The organism is Oceanobacillus manasiensis (assembly GCF_000724085.1).
In the GTDB taxonomy this organism is placed as follows: domain Bacteria; phylum Bacillota; class Bacilli; order Bacillales; family Amphibacillaceae; genus Oceanobacillus_B; species Oceanobacillus_B manasiensis.
Genome location: NZ_CCDL010000005.1, coordinates 14,782 through 31,480, shown reverse-complemented (window position 1 = coordinate 31,480; position 16,699 = coordinate 14,782). Strand labels below are relative to the sequence as shown.

The window sequence follows — 16,699 nt, the reverse complement described above, 5'->3', positions numbered from 1 at the left end:
GGGGATTGTGATGGGGATACAAGATACGTACAATACACAAAGGGTACATAAGGTTAATTTATTTTTATTGATTTCAATTGTTTTACTTTTAGTTATACCAATAGTATTTTCGAGAGGTTTTGGTGACAGTGTAGGTATTGTGATTGCGGGTTCGTTGGTAATTATTCTATCTGTAATTAATTATTACTTACCAATACCTCCATATGTAAAAGGTTTATTCTTCGCTTTATTACCATTTTTAGTTACTACCGCTCTGTTTTATTTGGATGGTTTTGCATTAAATAAGCATTATATTATATTATTGTCTATTGCTATGATTGCTCTTTATTTTAAAGAAAAACTAATACTTATATTTGGTGTTTTTGTTAATCTAGCGATCATTGTCACGTACTTGATTGTACCCGAAGAAATATTTGGTATGGATCATAACTTCAAAGGTTTTATTACGGTAATTGCATTAATTAATGGGATATTGGTTGCTTTGTACTTATTAACCAAATGGGGAAGAGAACTAATTGATGAATCGTATCAGAAGGAAACAGAAGCACAGCTTTTAACAAAGCAATTAAAAGAAACACTTCAAGAAATCGAAAAAAATACGAATACACTAGATAATAACATCGATCATTTAAACAACAATATTTCTACAATCTATGATTCTAGTCATCTGATCAGAGAATCAGTTGAGCAAATGGCGACTGGAATACAAGAAGAGGCTAATAGCATTAGTTCGGTTAGTGAATCAATGGGAGATTCGGTAGATCGAGCGAATAAATCCATTTCCATATCACAAGATATTGTGGACAAATCGGGTGCCATGAATAAAAGGGTCCAAGAAGGCTGGGAGAAATTTAATCAAGTAAATAATTATATGTCTACTGTAAATACTGCCATAAGTACCACTGCCACCACAGTGAATGATTTACAAACGAGCTTGGAAACAGTAAATTCCCTTTTAAAAGGAATTAAGGATATTGCAGAGCAAACGAATCTATTAGCATTGAATGCTGCTATTGAATCTGCGCGTGCAGGAGAGCATGGAAAAGGTTTTGCAGTAGTAGCAGACGAAGTTCGTAAGTTAGCGGAACAAAGTGCAAATATAACATTAGATATTGAAAATGTAACACAAGATTTATTCCATAAATCAAAAAATGCCCAAGAGAAGTCAAACAAAGGGGAAACAGCTTTTATGGAAGGACAGAAAGTATTAGATGAGATTGCTTCTTACTTCAAAGAAATAAAAGATTCCTTTCAATACACAAATGATGAGCTATCGATGGGAATGAATGAAATTCAATCATCAACGAACAATTTTAAGGACATACAAATGGAAATTGAAACAGTAGCAAACATTGCAGAAGAGAATACTTCTTCTACACAAGAAATAGCTGCAACGCTTGAAAGTGAACATGAATTAATTTCAGATATCAATACAGCAATTGCAGAAATTAATAAGCTAAGTAGTGAACTAAAGAAAATAATTACTACGAATTAAATACAACATGGGGACGGTAGCTTCTTATTTTACAAAAAGCAAAGCCGTCCCTTTGTATATGTAGAAATACATTAATTATAGCTAGAGCGCTTCGTTTTTTTAAATGCCGTTCTATGTATAAAGCTCGAAAACAAAAAATAGGAGTTAATTAACTTAACAGATTATGAGGGGAAATTATTAATAGTAACTGGGAAAGATATTGGTGAAGGTTTGGGATAACCAGGTCTTTTTCACGTATTCTAACATTGCCTCGTTTTGCTCCGAATGCCAGTCACGGCTTCTTATATGGTACTCTCCCAAACCATTTATAACGACGAGTTGAAATAAAACGGTACGCAGGATTACCAATATTTTGGGCGAACGGTAGATAGAGTAATAAAGCTAATGGGGTAGTGGCTGGCAGTACAGAAAGAATCTTGCGGACAGTATTAAATCCTGTCAGAACCCGTTTGTCTTTTGTATACATATAGATTTCATCATACATATTTTTATAGTTATTGACTCTCTCTTTTATTGATTCACTTACTTCCTGAACAGGGTACCAGAAAATGGTGTCATTCCAGTCCAGTCTTTTCAGCACCTCCTTCGCTGTACGGCATAAAGGGCATTCAGCATCGAAAAATACAATATGTTTATTCAAACGATTTTTCTCCCTTCTGTTTAATATGTTTTTTCTATTTTAAATTGTAGTACAGAGATCATAAAAAATTCCTAGTTTTACTGAATCCATCTCTCATTAATATTCCCTTTGCTTTAATGCCCCCATCATATCATAATCCTCTTTTTACTAGAGTAAATAAAGTGCTATCTGAATGTGAATTATTCGATCTGTTGATTTGTATATTCCCCTGATAACACCTTCTTAATTATATTTCACTTTATAATATTTTGAATGAATCCCAACAAGGAAATACCCTTATAGTAATATTCCTATTATTTACAATTTTCATTACATAATATAGAATATACATTGTAAAACGCTTTCACGTGTAGCTGTTTTACATAGTTGAATATAATTGTCAATTGTGACTGTATGCACTTAAAAAACCTGCAAGTTGCCATTCTATTATTATTAGAAATGTGTCATCAATTTAATCGGGGGGATGATTGTATGAACGTTATAGCGTGCGAGAACCTTACGAAGGAGTTTGAAGGTGATGGAACAAAAACCGTAGCAATAAATAACGTTAATTTGTCATTTAACAAAGGAGAATTCACTGCTATTATTGGTTCATCAGGTTCTGGGAAATCTACCTTATTAAGTCTTATTGGAACACTCGATAAGCCGAGTAAGGGAACTATAACATATGATACTGAAGAAATATTAAGTAAAAGTAAGAATAAAATTGCAGATTTTCGCTTCCAAGAGATCGGTTTTATCTTTCAACAATTTCATCTTCTTCCCACATTGACCTCATTAGAAAATGTCCTTACCCCATTGTTTTCCCGAAAAGTTCCGTACAATAAATTAGAGCGGGCGAAAGAAGTACTTAAACAAGTTGGACTCTCTGATAAAATGGGTGCGCTTCCATCGCAATTATCTGGAGGCCAACAACAACGAGTTGCCATTGCCCGCGCAATCATACATAAACCGAGCTGGTTACTAGCGGATGAACCTACCGGAAACCTCGATACCGAAACGGGTGAAAGGATATACAGTTTATTAAAAGAGTTAAATGAAGTGGAAGGTTGTGGGATTTTATTCGTAACCCATGATCCAGCATTGGCCTCAAAAGCAAATCGTATTATTTCAATGAAGGACAGCGTCGTACTTTCTGATAAGGTGAGTTTAGCACCATGATTCGCTTTATTTGGCAAAATTGGTGGAGACGGAAAGATCGGTTTATTTTGCTTCTTATTGGTGCCTTTATAGTGAGTGCTGGTCTGACGTATTTAATAGGACTTTCTGAAACGAATAAAGGTACAATCGTAGATAACTTGCAACAGCGCTGGTCAGCTTCTTATGACATAGTTGTACGTCCAGAAGGAAGTCGCAGCATAACGGAGGATAAGAAGTTATTAGAACCGAATTATTTAAGTGGTCTGAGCGGAGGTATTAGCCTTGAACAGTATGAAGCGATTAAGAATATACCTGGTGTTGAAATAGCAGCCCCAATTGCGATGATTGGCTATGCTGACTATAGCGTGAACTTCGGAGATGCCCAATTGCCTAAGGATGGTATTTATAGAAAGGTGATGGAGACTTCCGTTGACAACGGAATAGGTGAAGAAACAGTTAGTGGTTCTACTTATTTTGTAACGGATATCTGGAATAACATGAATAAAGGACCTGAATATGGTGTTGGAAGTCCAAACCCGGATTTGACGGTTAATTCTTTTTCGTTGTTGGCTGGGGTAAATCCAGAACAAGAAGCAAAACTAGTCGGAGTTGACGAAGCCATCTTATCACTAGGATCCAGTAGATATTTTGAGGATTCAGATGGGTATTTTTATAATGAAATCAATGGTGGGCATCATGAATTTCCGATTATTGTAAACCAACAATCATATGTAGATAAAATAGACGCGATTAATTTTGAGCGTCTCAATATTGATATTACAGAAGATAATGCAAATGAAGTTATGGAAAAAGTAAAAGAAAATGGAGGGGAAGAATATTTAGATACGGTTGAAGGTGAAATCATATATACATTCTCCGTTACTGGAGAAGAAACCTTTCACGAGTTTATTAGTGAAATGACCGGTGTAGATTGGGAGACGGGAAAAGTTGTTTTAAGTGAAGAAGAGGAAAATGAGGAGAAAGTAGAACAAACCGATAATCTAGAGCAAGACAAGGTAACAAGTATATTCTTTCAACAAAGTCCAATAGAATATCAAGAAGTAGCTAGTCCATTTGCTGATAGGTGGCCGTATTCTTATCAGGTTGTTCCCGTTCAAAATGGAGACGAAGTTGCTATTGCATACAGGAATCAAGAATCCTATAGACAACCGATATATCTCGAAGAAGAGTTTATTGATCGGGTGCGTATTAAACCAGATTGGATTGGATTTTATGATGCAAGCAAACTACAAATATCAAAAGATCCGACAAGCGAATTGCCAATGGAAACATACCGCCCCGCTGCTGCTGAGTTGGTTATGGATTCAGATGGCAACCCCATGAATCCATCTAAACAGATGAAGCCAACAGGTGACCCCTACAGCTTTTTAACTGATCCCCCTGGAATGTTAACAACTATTGAAGCAGCTGAAAAGATATTAGGAGATGACCCTATTTCAGCAATTCGAATTAAGGTATCCGGAGTTGCCGACTTAAGTGAAGAGAGTCAAGATATATTAGAGCAAGTAGCAGGTGAGATTGAGAATAGAACGGGACTCATTACGGATATTACATTAGGCTCCTCGCCACAGTTAGCATTGACATATATTCCCGGATTAAACGATAAAAGTAGTATCGGTTGGATTCAGCAGCCTTGGGTGAATATTGGTTCCTCTATTTCTATTTTTAAAGAAACAAAAATAGGTTTCTCTGGTATTGTAGCTAGTGTTATCGCGGTAGCCATTATATATGTTTGGGCTTCAGGAATTGTTAATTTGTTAGCAAGGCGGAAAGAATTTGCTGTTCTCTTATCAATTGGGTGGCGACCAAGTCAACTGAACAAGTTATTATTCTTAGAATCTAGTATCATTGGGCTTTTTGTAGCATTCATTTCTTGGACAATGCTCGGATTTGTGTATGTATCGAGTGCGGCAATGATATCTTTTGATCGTTTTTTGTGGACTGGTTTATTTGGACTAATTGTCTATTTGCTTGGTTCCATTATTCCAATGATAATGACTAGAAATATTTTACCTTATGAGGCGATGCGTTCAGGAGAAATATCCGCCAGTAGTAAGCGACTGTTCCAAGCTAAAGGAATTAATCGGATGGCATTTAATCATTTTATTGGGAAATGGAAGAGGAGCCTTCTATCTGTTATCTCGATTTCTTTACCAACCGCCCTCTTAGCCGTATTCCTATACATCACCTTTAGATTAAGAGGAATTATGTACACTTCACTGCTTGGGGAATATGTCGCTTTAGAGATAGGACCAGCACATTATGTTGCAATTGTTGTTTCCTTAATTATAGCTATTTTAACTACTGCTGAGATTATGTGGCAGAACATTTCAGAACGAAGAGAAGAGATTTCTTTGCTCCAATCATTAGGATGGAAAAGGTGGAGTATTCGCAGGTTGATACTAGTAGAAGGAGTCTTTAGTGGTTTATTTGCTGCGCTAATTGGACTAATCATTGCATTGATTATAATTTGGACATTATATGCTGCCTTTCCTGTAGAGGAAATAGGGTTTATATTAGCAACTGGATTAATTCCAATTCTTATTGGTGTAATCGGTACAATTTTTCCAGCAGAAAGAGCAGTGCGAATGGTGCCAAACCAAGGTATTGGAGGGAATATCTCGAATCGGGAAGCTGTCGATAAACGATTAAAATGGGCGGTAATTTCAATATCAGTGTTATTAGTAGGATCGTTCATATTTACAATGGTACAGGTTGCACCTAATATTGAAAATGCAAAATCAGATGTAGAAGTAGAACAAGCTTTTAATCCAACGGAAGGAAATGTGGAGAAGATTGATAATTCAAATCCAACAACTGATGGAGATGAACTAGAAAACGCTCATGAGGAACCAAGTGATTATTTGTTTGAGTTTAATACAGAAGAAACAAGTGAAAGCACAGGCTATGGCGGAATCCTATTTTATGAAGCAAAAGAAGTGGAAAGTAGTTTGCCTAAACCTGAAGCAGGGATGAAGAATATTGCGATAGAGTTTACATTTGAGGTACGTGATACAATGACTTATGATATGAGACCTAAGATCCATTTTTCAATTCTCGATGGAGAAGAACCATATAAACCAGTTAGCTTAAGAGTAATTGAGGCAGAAGGATGGGAAAATGAAAGATTGCTACATGGTATACATGACGGGAAATTACATGCAGTTATAGAATTTACAGTTCCTGATAGTGTTGAAGATTACGGATTACTATTAAAAAATGGGACAGTAGGAAATGGGATTATGGTTAGGTTTGATTGAATAATAGTGAATCATTTTACTTAGATGCACTCTTCCTCAATGGGGTGCACGGATGATGAATAACTGGGAAATATAGATGTTGAATTTTGACCTAAGAGATATACCATTCATTATTGTTATGAAGTATGCATACAAAAAGCTACCCATGGGTAAACCCTAAGAAAAAAGGGTGACATATATGGCTTTCGACTATGATTTAGACTTTGATAAAATAGATTTTCGTAAGAATCCTGAATTGTATAGGGTTGGTAGGGGAGAACAAGGTGTGCTGCTGGTGGAGCCTTATAAGAGCGAAATACTAAAGCATTGGCGGTTTAAGACACCTGAGATTGCGAAGGCGTCTTCCAATAAAATCTATCAGATGTTTCTTGATTATAAAGATAAAGAAGATTTAGTCGGTATGGATATGGCAAGGAAATTTCTCCAGATGGGATATACACGTGCCCGCCGGTACACAAATTATAAAGGCGGGAAGAAATATGACGAAAATGGCAACGTAAACGAGAGACAGATTGACCCTGAGAAGGCAGAGTCGGCCGCCATTTTTCAGGAAAAATGGAAGCTAGTGCGAGAGGACAGGGATTATCTCAAGTTAAAAAAAGAACACCAGAAGAAATATGGGTAAAGGCAAGGCATGAATTTCAACTCTCTCAGGAAAGACTGCTCAAGTTGTGGATAAATAGGAGATTGCAAATTATGGATTGTCACTATTATGTGGTCAGCTCAAACCTAACCTTTTCTAACGCGATTCACTAAACAGTAACTCAGGTTAAATATGTGTTAAAGTCTTCAAATTCTAAACCAGAAGCACAATGTTTACTATGTATTATTAAAGAAGTCAACTACTGACTTTACTGCCAAAGAATTTACTTAAAAGCTCTCTTTATTTATCCCAAATGTTGAAAACGGTTCCCAATACTGTTATAGCCTTCAATTATATTTGGTTTTTGAATATAATTACAATATAGTAAGTTAAGAGAATGCTCCGGAAAGGATTAGAGAGATGAACATAGAAAGTCTACGAATGTTTTGTCGTGTTGTCGACGAGGGAAGTGTAAGTGAGGCTGCACGTATAGGGTTTGTTTCTCAACCAGCAGTTACAAGGCAAATTCGCCAACTAGAAAATAGATATAATACAGTTTTATTTCATCGATTAGATGGCAAGCTGATTTTATCCGAAGCCGGTAAAATCCTATACCCTTATGCCAAAGAAATTGTGGAGAGTGACAATACGTCTTTTGACGCTATCCAAGAGTTAATGGGCATAAATGACAATGTATTAAATGTAGGGGCCAGCCAAACAATTGGAGAATATTTGTTGCCAGGTCTACTGAGAAACTTTAAAAATGCTCATAAAGATATTAAATTTAGTTTATCAATTGGGAATACACCATATATGTTATCGAAATTGGCTGAAAACGAGATCGATATTGCTTTAGTCGAGAGCGAAGTAACTAGTTCAAAGTATAAAATTCAAAAATTTGGTACGGATGAATTAATTTTGGTGACATCCTTTAATCATCGCTTGGGGAGTAAGCATGAGATTGATATTAAAGATTTGTTACAAGAGAAAATGATTTGGAGAGAGAAGGACTCTGGTACGAGGCTATTAGTAGAAAATGAATTAAGTAAGTATATTAGCATTGAGCAAATCGAAAATGCGATGGAACTTGGTAGTATGCAATCTATTAAAAGTGCAGTGGAAGCGGATTTAGGTATAAGTATTTTGCCAAGAATAGTGGTTACTAAAGAATTAAAATTCAATGTGTTAAAAGAGGTAAAAATAAAGAATTTCAGCCTTATAAGGGATCTTTGGATTGTCCAAAAGGAACGTAGGTTTAAGAAGAGTGCTCAGTCACATTTTTATTCATTTTTACAAGATAAAGCTTAAGCCAGTTGATATCTATAGAATCTAAAGTGAGTAGTAATTAGAGGGGGATCTGCATGAAGATTATAAATATTCATGCAGATAATAAGTGGATTATGAAATCAAAAATCTAATAATATTATATAAATTTATAAAAATGATAATAAGCACAGTTATATTAAATACTTTTTCTACTTGTAAATTTGTTAGCTTAGTAACGTAGTGTGAACCAATTAATCCACCTATTATTCCACCAGGTATCATAAAGAAAAGCATAAACAAGTCGTAATCTGCAAATCCGGTAGTAAATGCTATAAGTAAGAGAGCAGATAATTGGGAGAAAAATATTATAAAAATTGAATTTATACCGGCATTTTTTGCTGTCATGGAGAAAAACAGACATAAAACAGCGACATTTAGAGGGCCGCCCCCAATTCCAAGAAATGCAGAAAGAAATCCGAGTGAAAATCCAACTGCAAAGATAATCATCTTATTTTTAATTACGTGTGATTTTAATTTGTGCTTTCTTTTAAAGTAAATATATATAAATGAAAGTAGAATAGCCAGTATTGTCGATTGGATAATTGCTGTTGTTTTAGGGATGTTTAATGAAATGGCAATGATGTTAAATATTGCTTTTCCAACAATACCTCCAAATATAGACCCACATGCAATGGTTAAACTGGTTGCTTTATCGACCTTAATTTCTTTTTTTCTTGCTTTTAGTAAAGAGATAGTTGCCATTGATAACACAGTTGCGGCGGATAATACGCCAATTGTAGGTAAATCAAAGTGGCCAACCAAGTCTAAAACGGGCTTTATGATTACTCCACCACCAAGGCCAGCAATGGCACCCAGAGTTGAAGCAATAATACCAATTGCAAAATACAGAATAAAAATAATAATCATCTCCGATGTATAATCTAATCTAGAAAAAAAGTATATTTCCATTAGATTTCATCTTATCAATAATTCCCTTATAAAAATAATAACTATTTTTTATAGGGTATAGCAAAAGGTTATGAAGGTTTATTTTTCTTACAAGTTAAATAAATGAAAGAGTTCAAACGAAATATCATATTTCACTAAATTTGCGGTTATCTCCTCGTTTTATTTTAGAGTTTTGAATGGGAACGGAAAACATTGAAGGATTCCTGCAGGTGGAGAAGGACCGATAAGCAAAGTGACATTAGCACACCTTCCACTTTTCTGTACTGTATAAAACAAACTATTAAAAAAGCCCTCTAAACAGTTCAATGAATTGTTTAAGGGCTTTTATTTTAAGTCTCTACTAAAGTAGAAAACACCTGCTTTAAATCTCCAATTATATCTTCCGCCTCTTCAATACCTACCGAAAATCGCAATAGGCGATCACAAATGCCCCTGCGTGTTCGTTCTTCAACTGGAATGTCAGCATGGGTCTGTGTAGCTGGATAGGTTATAAAGCTTTCAATTCCACCTAAACTTTCGGCAAAGGTGATTAACTCCAAATTTTCCAAAAAAGTACCAATCCATTTACTTTCTTTCAGGCGAAATGAAAGCATCCCCCCATTACCTGGGTAGAGTACATCCGTTACCTTTGGTTCGTTTGACAAATAATTGGCAACTTTTTTAGCGTTTTTCTCATGCTGTTTCATCCTTAATGCTAGGGTTTTTAAACCTCTGATCAATAACCATGAGTCAAATGGAGACAGGACAGCACCAGAGGCATTATGTAACTCGGACAGTTTTTCACAAATCGTAGCTCCTTTTGCAACAACCAACCCAGCCAGGACATCATTGTGCCCGCCAATGTATTTGGTTGCACTATGGACAACGATGTCAGCACCCAATTCTAACGGTCGCTGTAGATAAGGAGTTAAAAACGTATTATCGACAATTAATAATAGGTTGTGTTTCTTGGCAAGTGCCGCGTATTCTTTAATGTCGATTTTTTGCATGAGCGGATTTGTTGGTGTTTCGATAAATAATGCCTTTGTATTTTCTGTTATAAATTGGGCAGTTTCATCAGGATTATTAAACTCTGAGTAAGTAGTTCGGATATGATAGGCATCGGCATAATGCTGCAATAAACGGTATGTCCCTCCATAAATATCTTCTGGTGCAATTAATTCATCCCCTGAACGGAAAAGAGATAAGACTAATTGGATGGCAGCCATGCCAGAACTGCACGCATACCCGCTCTCTCCAGCTTCCAACTCTGCAATGCCTTCTTCAAGAATGGTTCGAGTTGGATTTTTTGTACGCGTATAGTCATATCCAGTGGTCATGTTCAGCCCTTGATGCTGATATGCTGTTGATAAATAAATTGGCGGGTTTACTGCTCCGGTTTTTGGGTCGCTATGATTGCCAAGCTGCACCAGTTGTGTCTCAACGTGTCTCCTAGTCATGTAATCGTCCTTTCATCGAGATAAGTAGAAGTCTGAATGGATGGAAGAAGAGGAATTTAATACATTCCTCTTCTCCTATTTAAATTACGAGCCCCAAACCTCTTTACTGATCTCAACGATATATTTAAGCTTATTCCACTGATCTTCTTCCGTTAATTTATTGCCATGGTGAGTTGACGCAAATCCACATTGGGTGCTCAAGCATAGTTGATCTAATGGAACATATTGGGATGCCTCTTTGATACGTGCTTTAATTGATTCTCTGTCCTCTAGCTCACCACTTTTGGAGGTGATAAGACCAAGAATAACCTGGGGTCCGCCGTTTGGAATATGGTCAAGTGGTTTGAAATCACCGGAACGTTCATCATCATATTCCAAGAAGAATCCGTCCACTTTCTCCTTGGCAAACAAGGTGGAGGAGATTAATTCATAGCTTCCTTCAAATGCCCAATTGGATCGATAGTTTCCACGACATAAATGAGTGGTCACCACTAAATCCTCTGGTTTGCCTTCCAATACTTCATTAACAACGCGTAGTGCGAGATTAATAAGTTTTTCCCTTGAATATTTCCCCTCATTAAATGGAATATCTGGTGAAGAAAGTCCAGCAATATAAACATCATCAAATTGTAGATAGCGAACCCCAGCTTCGTAAAAAGCTTGTAATGCATCACGGTATGTTTGGATGACATCATTGGCATATTCATCAATGTCGGGATAAATTTCTTCGTTAATTATTCCCTGATTAAAGAGTTGGTTAGGGCTAGGGATTGTTTGTTTCGCAACTGCGCGCCCGTCGACAATTTCATTAAATTCAATGAAATCTTTAATGAATGGATGATCGGGATTAAAGGAAACCTTACCATTATTACGAACATTATATCTTTCTGTTTCCTCATTACCGTTAAAAACATATCCTACCTCTGGAACATATCCCTCTATCCCGTTCAGGTGCTCTAAGAAATCAGTGTGCCAAAATCTGCGTCTAAACTCGCCATCCGTCACGGCATTTAAGCCAATTTCAATTTGCTTATCAACAATACGTTTAATTTCTTTTGTTTCTATTTCACGCAATTGAGCAGCCGTAATTTCCCCATCTTTAAATGATTTTCTTGCTTTGTGTATACTCTCTGGGCGTAGTAAACTTCCTACTTGATCGGCTTTAAAAGGTGCTTTTGTTAAGGTAATTGACATGTTAAATCTCCTACTTTCGTTTTGTTTTATAAACTTAATCAACTAAATTAGTAATGAAAGTACCAATTTTATGTAACCAACAAAAAACCCCCTTCTTAACAAATAAGAAGAGGGTTGGATACGTAAAAAATTTTCTCTTCTTATCTCCAAGCTTAACGCTTCTGGAATTAGCACAGTACAAATGTCTGTTGCTGAGGTTTCAATGGGCCAGTCCCTCCACCTCTCTGGATAAGAAAAATCGTATGAAATTTTTTGATTAGTCAATATACTACAGCTGTAGAATTAAAATGTCAAGAGGTTTTAAACATTTATAAGTAAAAGGCGTTACAAAAATGGCTTAAACACTACTTCATTCGGGTACCTACTAAAGTAGTGGGTTACATAACTCTATGCTTCAACAAAGAACTTATACAAATAGGAGGATATTGATGGCGGATAATGGTAACCAGGAATCGTCAAACCAGACAAGTAATACCCAAGAGATTCCAGAAAGACAATTTTTATTTCCTACTCAAATTATGCAATCGTTTAGTGATAAAGGAAAAGAACACCTTGATACAAATACACCCTCCAGGTTCGTGCTCTCTTTAAAGGCAGGGTCGTTTATGACCTTTGGTGCTGTTTTTTCTATATTGCTTGCTATCGGTGTTGATGCGAAAGGGCTGACTTATATTCTGCAGGGTCTCGGTTTTACAGCAGGATATCTTATGGTATTTATGTCACAGTCTGTATTGTTTACTGAAGTAAACGTCCTTTTACCAACATCATATTTACAAAGGTCATATTGGCAAAAACATAAATTCGTAAAATTTTGGGCCGTAGCTTATGTTGGAAACCTTGTTGGTGCGTTGTTTGTTGCTCTATTAGTCATTATGTCAAACTCTTTGACACCTGAATTCTCGAAAGAAATTGAAACTGTGCTGTCTCATAAAATGCAATTTGCTGAAAATGGTTGGGTAGGCTGGTTTCAAGTATTGCTGTCAGGTATTCTTGCCAATTGGCTTATTGGCATGGCTACATTTTTAACGACAGCGGCTAGAGACGTGGTTGGAAAAATTTTAGGTACAGCTCTACCTGTCATTCTGTTTGTCGCTGGTAATTTCCAACACAGTGCCGCCAATATGGGATACTTCAGTTTAGGGATTTTTACATCTGACAACTATGCATGGCACGAATATATATTACTTAATCTAATCCCTGCAAGTATTGGAAATATTATTGGCGGGGCCATATTTATTTCGTTATTGTTCTTATATGCATTTCGGAAAGAGATGCGAAGTAGTTAAGATAGGATCTCCTGAATACCATCGACATAGAGATCGTTTGGTTTTGGATTGAGCACGTGTTGCAGAAGATAATTTGTGTTTCTAAACTTAAATCTGAAAGGAAACCTGATGGCTATAAAGTTTATTTCATAACAAAAAGCCACTTGCTATCTATGCAAGTGGCTTTTTGTTATCTAATCAGCTAATTTGAAAGTTCTTCTAATTCTTAGGTAATGTATAAAAATCTTTAACATCTACCGGAAATCCTAAGCTTTTGTAAAACGGGAGCATACCTTTCACTTCTTCTGTTCGATCTGCTAGCAGAAGCTGAACGAGGATACCATAAGCTACTTTTTGTCCATCTATGTTTGCGAAAGAAAATCTCCAACACTCTAAAAAGTATAGTACAATTGCACTACATTATATTTGTAGGGGGTGTTATTTTTGGATGGTCAGATATTAGCTCAAAGTCTCGTCACTTTAAAAGGAACAGAACTTCGAATGGTTTATGCATTATTCCTAAAAACCAATATTGGTCATTTATTGTCATCAAAGACAAAAGATGTTTTATCTAGGTTGTCAAAGGAAGAAAGTGATAACTTTACATATCATTTAGAGCAAGAAGTCAAGAAACTCAACAATGTAGAAGACCACGTACTTCAAGTTGATTTATTCCTTGAGATAACAAAATTGTTAAAATTAAGAGGAACCAAATATACTTTAGCTAAAGAAATGGAAGATCAATGCTACGTAATCACACGTGAAGTCTATCAGCAACTATTAAAACAGGACAAAGAGTTTAAAGTCTTTGTAGATAAAGAGTTGCATTCCTCAGAACTACAGCAGATGGTTAAATACCAAATGAGCAAAGTATTTAATGAACTTGATTACAGTATCCATGATTTCGATACGAAAGATCAAATGAAGTTTGCCTCACAAGTAAATGACTATTTACAAAGCTTACCTGAAGAACAGCAAGCGAAAATTAAAGAAAAACTGGGGATTGATGACCTAACAGATGAAATGGTGAGCAAAGCTATTGCGACTAGTGGAACGAGTATTGTATTTGCTATTATTGTGGAGATTAGCGGGTTTGCATTCTACACAACAGCTACCTCAATTATCGCTTCTTTTTCTGGGTTTTTCGGTATTACACTACCATTTGGGGTTTATACAGGGTTAACGTCCACGATAGCAGTTTTGGCTAATCCATTATTTATTGCTCCAATACTTTTAGGTGGTGGAGCATTGCTTTTCAACCATCAAAATAAGTCACTAAAGAGAAAGCTTCTGCCTATTATTGTCATGCAAATAACACTCCCATTTATGAGTCAGAGAGGCGATGAAGTATCTTTCGAGTTCTTTAAAGCTGAGTGGAATCAGCGTTTCCAAAAGTATAACAAGCTGCATGCTGAACTAGAAATTGCAGATGTTGCTGAACAGAAACTAAAGGGCAATATCAGTAAGACGTATGAACAAATAAGTAATCTACAATCTCAAATCAATAACGTGGAACAACAAATAGGTGAAGAGAAGCAACAGATTTATTTTGCCTTAAAGACTATTAATTTAGAAGAACTAGAGATAAATGACGCTTTTAGAAAAAATAGGGAGGAATACAAGTCTATTAAAAACAGGTTACACAACCTACAGCATGGGAAGAAAGTAAATTGTGTAAATGATGGTATTTTCAAAAAAATAGGTAATACATTTTCTAATTTTGCATCATCGCTTGATATTAAAGAAGAAGAGAAAAAAGTAGCTGTTTGTTTAAATAAAATGGTGCAAGATGTATTAGATTCAACAAGTTCTTTTAAACAAAAGGAACGGGAGAAAATAGAAGCTGGCATGATGCAACTTATAGAGTTACGCCAATCCAAAGATGAAAAAATGAATTATAAGAACAGCCTTGTGTCTGCGTTAGGGCAAGTTAATCAAGACCAGCGCAGATTAAAGCAGGAAATTAAAACGATGGCAAAACAAAATTATGGACTAGAACACATAAATACGTCCTCTCAAGAATTACAATTGGTCAGTGAAAAGAGGTAGCACCATGGCAATAGGGAATAAACGTTTCTGGGGTTTTTGGCATAAAGGAATGTACGAGGAAGCACTTCGTTGCGCAGTAGAAGAGGAAAAGTCTCACAAACAAAGCAGATTGCAATCAATGCTATTTGGTACACCAGATCAACTCAAGCAGACCGGCGCCATTACTACGGTAAGTGTTGGGGAGTTTATTTATGACCTTGTGATGATTAATCCAACTGTAGTGGAAGGTCTTGATTTTGCGAGAACGGAAGACCTATCATCTCTATTTACTTTAAACCAATTCTCTAGTCAAATTGATCCAACGGTTTTAACTGGTGACATGGCTCAGCTGCAAGGCTATGTTGCCGAACAAATGCTAGCTGCTGAGTTACAAGCAAAAGGGTATGATATTGAGTTTCCTGAGGAATCGAATAATCCGGGGTGGGATATTTTAGTTGATGGCCAAGCTTTCCAAGTGAAGAACTTGGCGAGTCCAGATGGTGTCAGAGAACACCTTGAGACATATCCCGATATCCCAGTTTATGTGAATGAAGAGCTTGCCCCCTATTTTGAAGGGAATTCAAATGTCTACGTATCTTCCATTTCCCGAGACGAGGTTCTGGAAGCAACCTCTACAGCCATTACACATGCTGACGGCTTATTAGACTTTGAACTCCCATGGATCGCAGCAGGAGTGAGTTCTATCCATAATATTAAGCGAGTTTGGAAAGATGAGGTGGCAATCAATCAAGCGGTGTTTAATATAGTAAGTGATACATCATCAAGGGTTGCTTTAGGAGCAATAGGGAAAAAAGCGGGCATTGTGATGGGAACGATGTTGTTTGGCCCCGCTGGAGGTATTACAGGCGCCATGTTTGGAGCGTATGCTGGAGCAAGCCAGGGAGGAAGACTATCTACTGGGGTTAAGAAATTTATCTCAAAAAAACAAGAAAATGAAGTAATGGAAGCAATGGACGCTTTAATAGAAAAAGTTGTTTTTCAAATCGATGAGAAGCTAGAAATCAAGAAACGTAAATTAGCTAGATTAAGAGAAGAAATGGAGTACTCAGAAGCAAACAATTCTATTTGGCAGGATATTGAGCGGCGTCATAAAGAAGAAGTAGCGTATCTACTTAACAAGCAAGAAGAATTAATAACTATTAATAAATCGATTCAAAATGGCACGACATTTGTCATAGACATTCTTCCTGCAGTGATGGCTACAATCGCGAAATCCGGCGTACATCCTTCTCATTTTCAAAGTGAGATAAGAAAAGTACAAATAGAAACAGATCAATATATGAATAAAGTATAACAAATGATCCACATTAATAAATAGTTGGATTAACATTTGAAAAATGGAAGATGTTAAGTGGAACATTCTAGTATTAATAGAATT

At 36.3% G+C, this 16,699-nt stretch carries 12 protein-coding genes and 1 riboswitch; of the genes, 8 read left to right on the top strand and 4 right to left on the bottom strand.

The genetic code is table 11. From position 1 onward, the window contains the following. The first annotated feature begins 10 nt into the window (after positions 1–10). Positions 11–1,495 (top strand): methyl-accepting chemotaxis protein, encoded by a 1,485-nt coding sequence (locus BN985_RS18140; protein WP_042225379.1) that lies wholly within the window; start codon positions 11–13, stop codon positions 1,493–1,495. Between the two features lie 271 nt (positions 1,496–1,766). Here BN985_RS18140 and BN985_RS18135 read toward each other — a convergent pair whose 3' ends face one another. Then, entirely contained in the window at positions 1,767–2,135 is a 369-nt protein-coding gene (locus BN985_RS18135) for a thiol-disulfide oxidoreductase DCC family protein (protein ID WP_042225378.1), read from the bottom strand. Between the two features lie 471 nt (positions 2,136–2,606). On the opposite strand from BN985_RS18135, the gene BN985_RS18130 reads away from it, so the two are divergent. From BN985_RS18130 to BN985_RS18115, 4 genes are all read left to right on the top strand, one after another. After that, a complete protein-coding gene (locus BN985_RS18130; protein ID WP_042225377.1) occupies positions 2,607–3,296 on the top strand; it encodes an ABC transporter ATP-binding protein in 690 nt (229 codons plus the stop codon). Beyond that, a complete protein-coding gene (locus BN985_RS18125; RefSeq protein ID WP_052360753.1) occupies positions 3,293–6,556 on the top strand; it encodes an ABC transporter permease in 3,264 nt (1,087 codons plus the stop codon). The genes BN985_RS18130 and BN985_RS18125 overlap by 4 nt, the downstream gene beginning before the upstream one ends. Positions 6,557–6,734: 178 nt before the next feature. Then, complete coding sequence (locus tag BN985_RS18120; protein WP_042225376.1) at positions 6,735–7,181, top strand: DUF4385 domain-containing protein; 447 nt, start codon at positions 6,735–6,737, stop codon at positions 7,179–7,181. Between the two features lie 378 nt (positions 7,182–7,559). Beyond that, positions 7,560–8,447 (top strand): LysR family transcriptional regulator, encoded by an 888-nt coding sequence (locus BN985_RS18115; protein ID WP_042225375.1) that lies wholly within the window; start codon positions 7,560–7,562, stop codon positions 8,445–8,447. A gap of 90 nt (positions 8,448–8,537) precedes the next feature. Here the strand turns inward: BN985_RS18115 and BN985_RS18110 are convergent, their stop codons facing one another. The 3 genes from BN985_RS18110 to BN985_RS18100 form a co-directional block, all read right to left on the bottom strand. Further along, the gene (locus BN985_RS18110) at positions 8,538–9,374 is read right to left on the bottom strand and encodes a sulfite exporter TauE/SafE family protein (RefSeq protein ID WP_232225620.1); all 837 of its coding nucleotides are present in this window, start codon (positions 9,372–9,374) and stop codon (positions 8,538–8,540) included. Positions 9,375–9,703: 329 nt separating this feature from the next. Then, entirely contained in the window at positions 9,704–10,813 is a 1,110-nt protein-coding gene (locus BN985_RS18105) for a methionine biosynthesis PLP-dependent protein (RefSeq protein WP_042225373.1), read from the bottom strand. A gap of 84 nt (positions 10,814–10,897) precedes the next feature. Beyond that, positions 10,898–12,007, bottom strand: coding sequence for a 5-methyltetrahydropteroyltriglutamate--homocysteine S-methyltransferase (locus tag BN985_RS18100; RefSeq protein WP_042225372.1), 1,110 nt, complete (start codon positions 12,005–12,007; stop codon positions 10,898–10,900). 137 nt (positions 12,008–12,144) lie between these two features. Continuing rightward, a riboswitch (SAM riboswitch) is annotated at positions 12,145–12,242 on the bottom strand. Positions 12,243–12,435: 193 nt separating this feature from the next. Here BN985_RS18100 and BN985_RS18095 point away from each other — a divergent pair. The 3 genes from BN985_RS18095 to BN985_RS18085 all read left to right on the top strand — a co-directional run bounded on the left by BN985_RS18095 (position 12,436) and on the right by BN985_RS18085 (position 16,615). Continuing rightward, positions 12,436–13,293: a formate/nitrite transporter family protein gene (locus BN985_RS18095; RefSeq protein ID WP_042225370.1), complete on the top strand. Its 858-nt coding sequence runs from the start codon at positions 12,436–12,438 to the stop codon at positions 13,291–13,293. Between the two features lie 423 nt (positions 13,294–13,716). Next, positions 13,717–15,321: a hypothetical protein gene (locus BN985_RS18090; protein WP_042225368.1), complete on the top strand. Its 1,605-nt coding sequence runs from the start codon at positions 13,717–13,719 to the stop codon at positions 15,319–15,321. Positions 15,322–15,325: 4 nt separating this feature from the next. Next, complete coding sequence (locus BN985_RS18085) at positions 15,326–16,615, top strand: hypothetical protein (protein ID WP_042225366.1); 1,290 nt, start codon at positions 15,326–15,328, stop codon at positions 16,613–16,615. The last annotated feature ends 84 nt before the right edge of the window (positions 16,616–16,699 follow it).

Coding starts and splice junctions, on each gene's coding strand:
- BN985_RS18125 (WP_052360753.1), top strand. CDS start 3,293: ATGATTCGCTTTATTTGGCAAAATTGGTGGAGACGGAAAGATCGGTTT.
- BN985_RS18120 (WP_042225376.1), top strand. CDS start 6,735: ATGGCTTTCGACTATGATTTAGACTTTGATAAAATAGATTTTCGTAAG.
- BN985_RS18110 (WP_232225620.1), bottom strand. CDS start 9,374: ATGGAAATATACTTTTTTTCTAGATTAGATTATACATCGGAGATGATT.
- BN985_RS18085 (WP_042225366.1), top strand. CDS start 15,326: ATGGCAATAGGGAATAAACGTTTCTGGGGTTTTTGGCATAAAGGAATG.
- BN985_RS18115 (WP_042225375.1), top strand. CDS start 7,560: ATGAACATAGAAAGTCTACGAATGTTTTGTCGTGTTGTCGACGAGGGA.
- BN985_RS18100 (WP_042225372.1), bottom strand. CDS start 12,007: ATGTCAATTACCTTAACAAAAGCACCTTTTAAAGCCGATCAAGTAGGA.
- BN985_RS18130 (WP_042225377.1), top strand. CDS start 2,607: ATGAACGTTATAGCGTGCGAGAACCTTACGAAGGAGTTTGAAGGTGAT.
- BN985_RS18140 (WP_042225379.1), top strand. CDS start 11: ATGGGGATACAAGATACGTACAATACACAAAGGGTACATAAGGTTAAT.
- BN985_RS18095 (WP_042225370.1), top strand. CDS start 12,436: ATGGCGGATAATGGTAACCAGGAATCGTCAAACCAGACAAGTAATACC.
- BN985_RS18105 (WP_042225373.1), bottom strand. CDS start 10,813: ATGACTAGGAGACACGTTGAGACACAACTGGTGCAGCTTGGCAATCAT.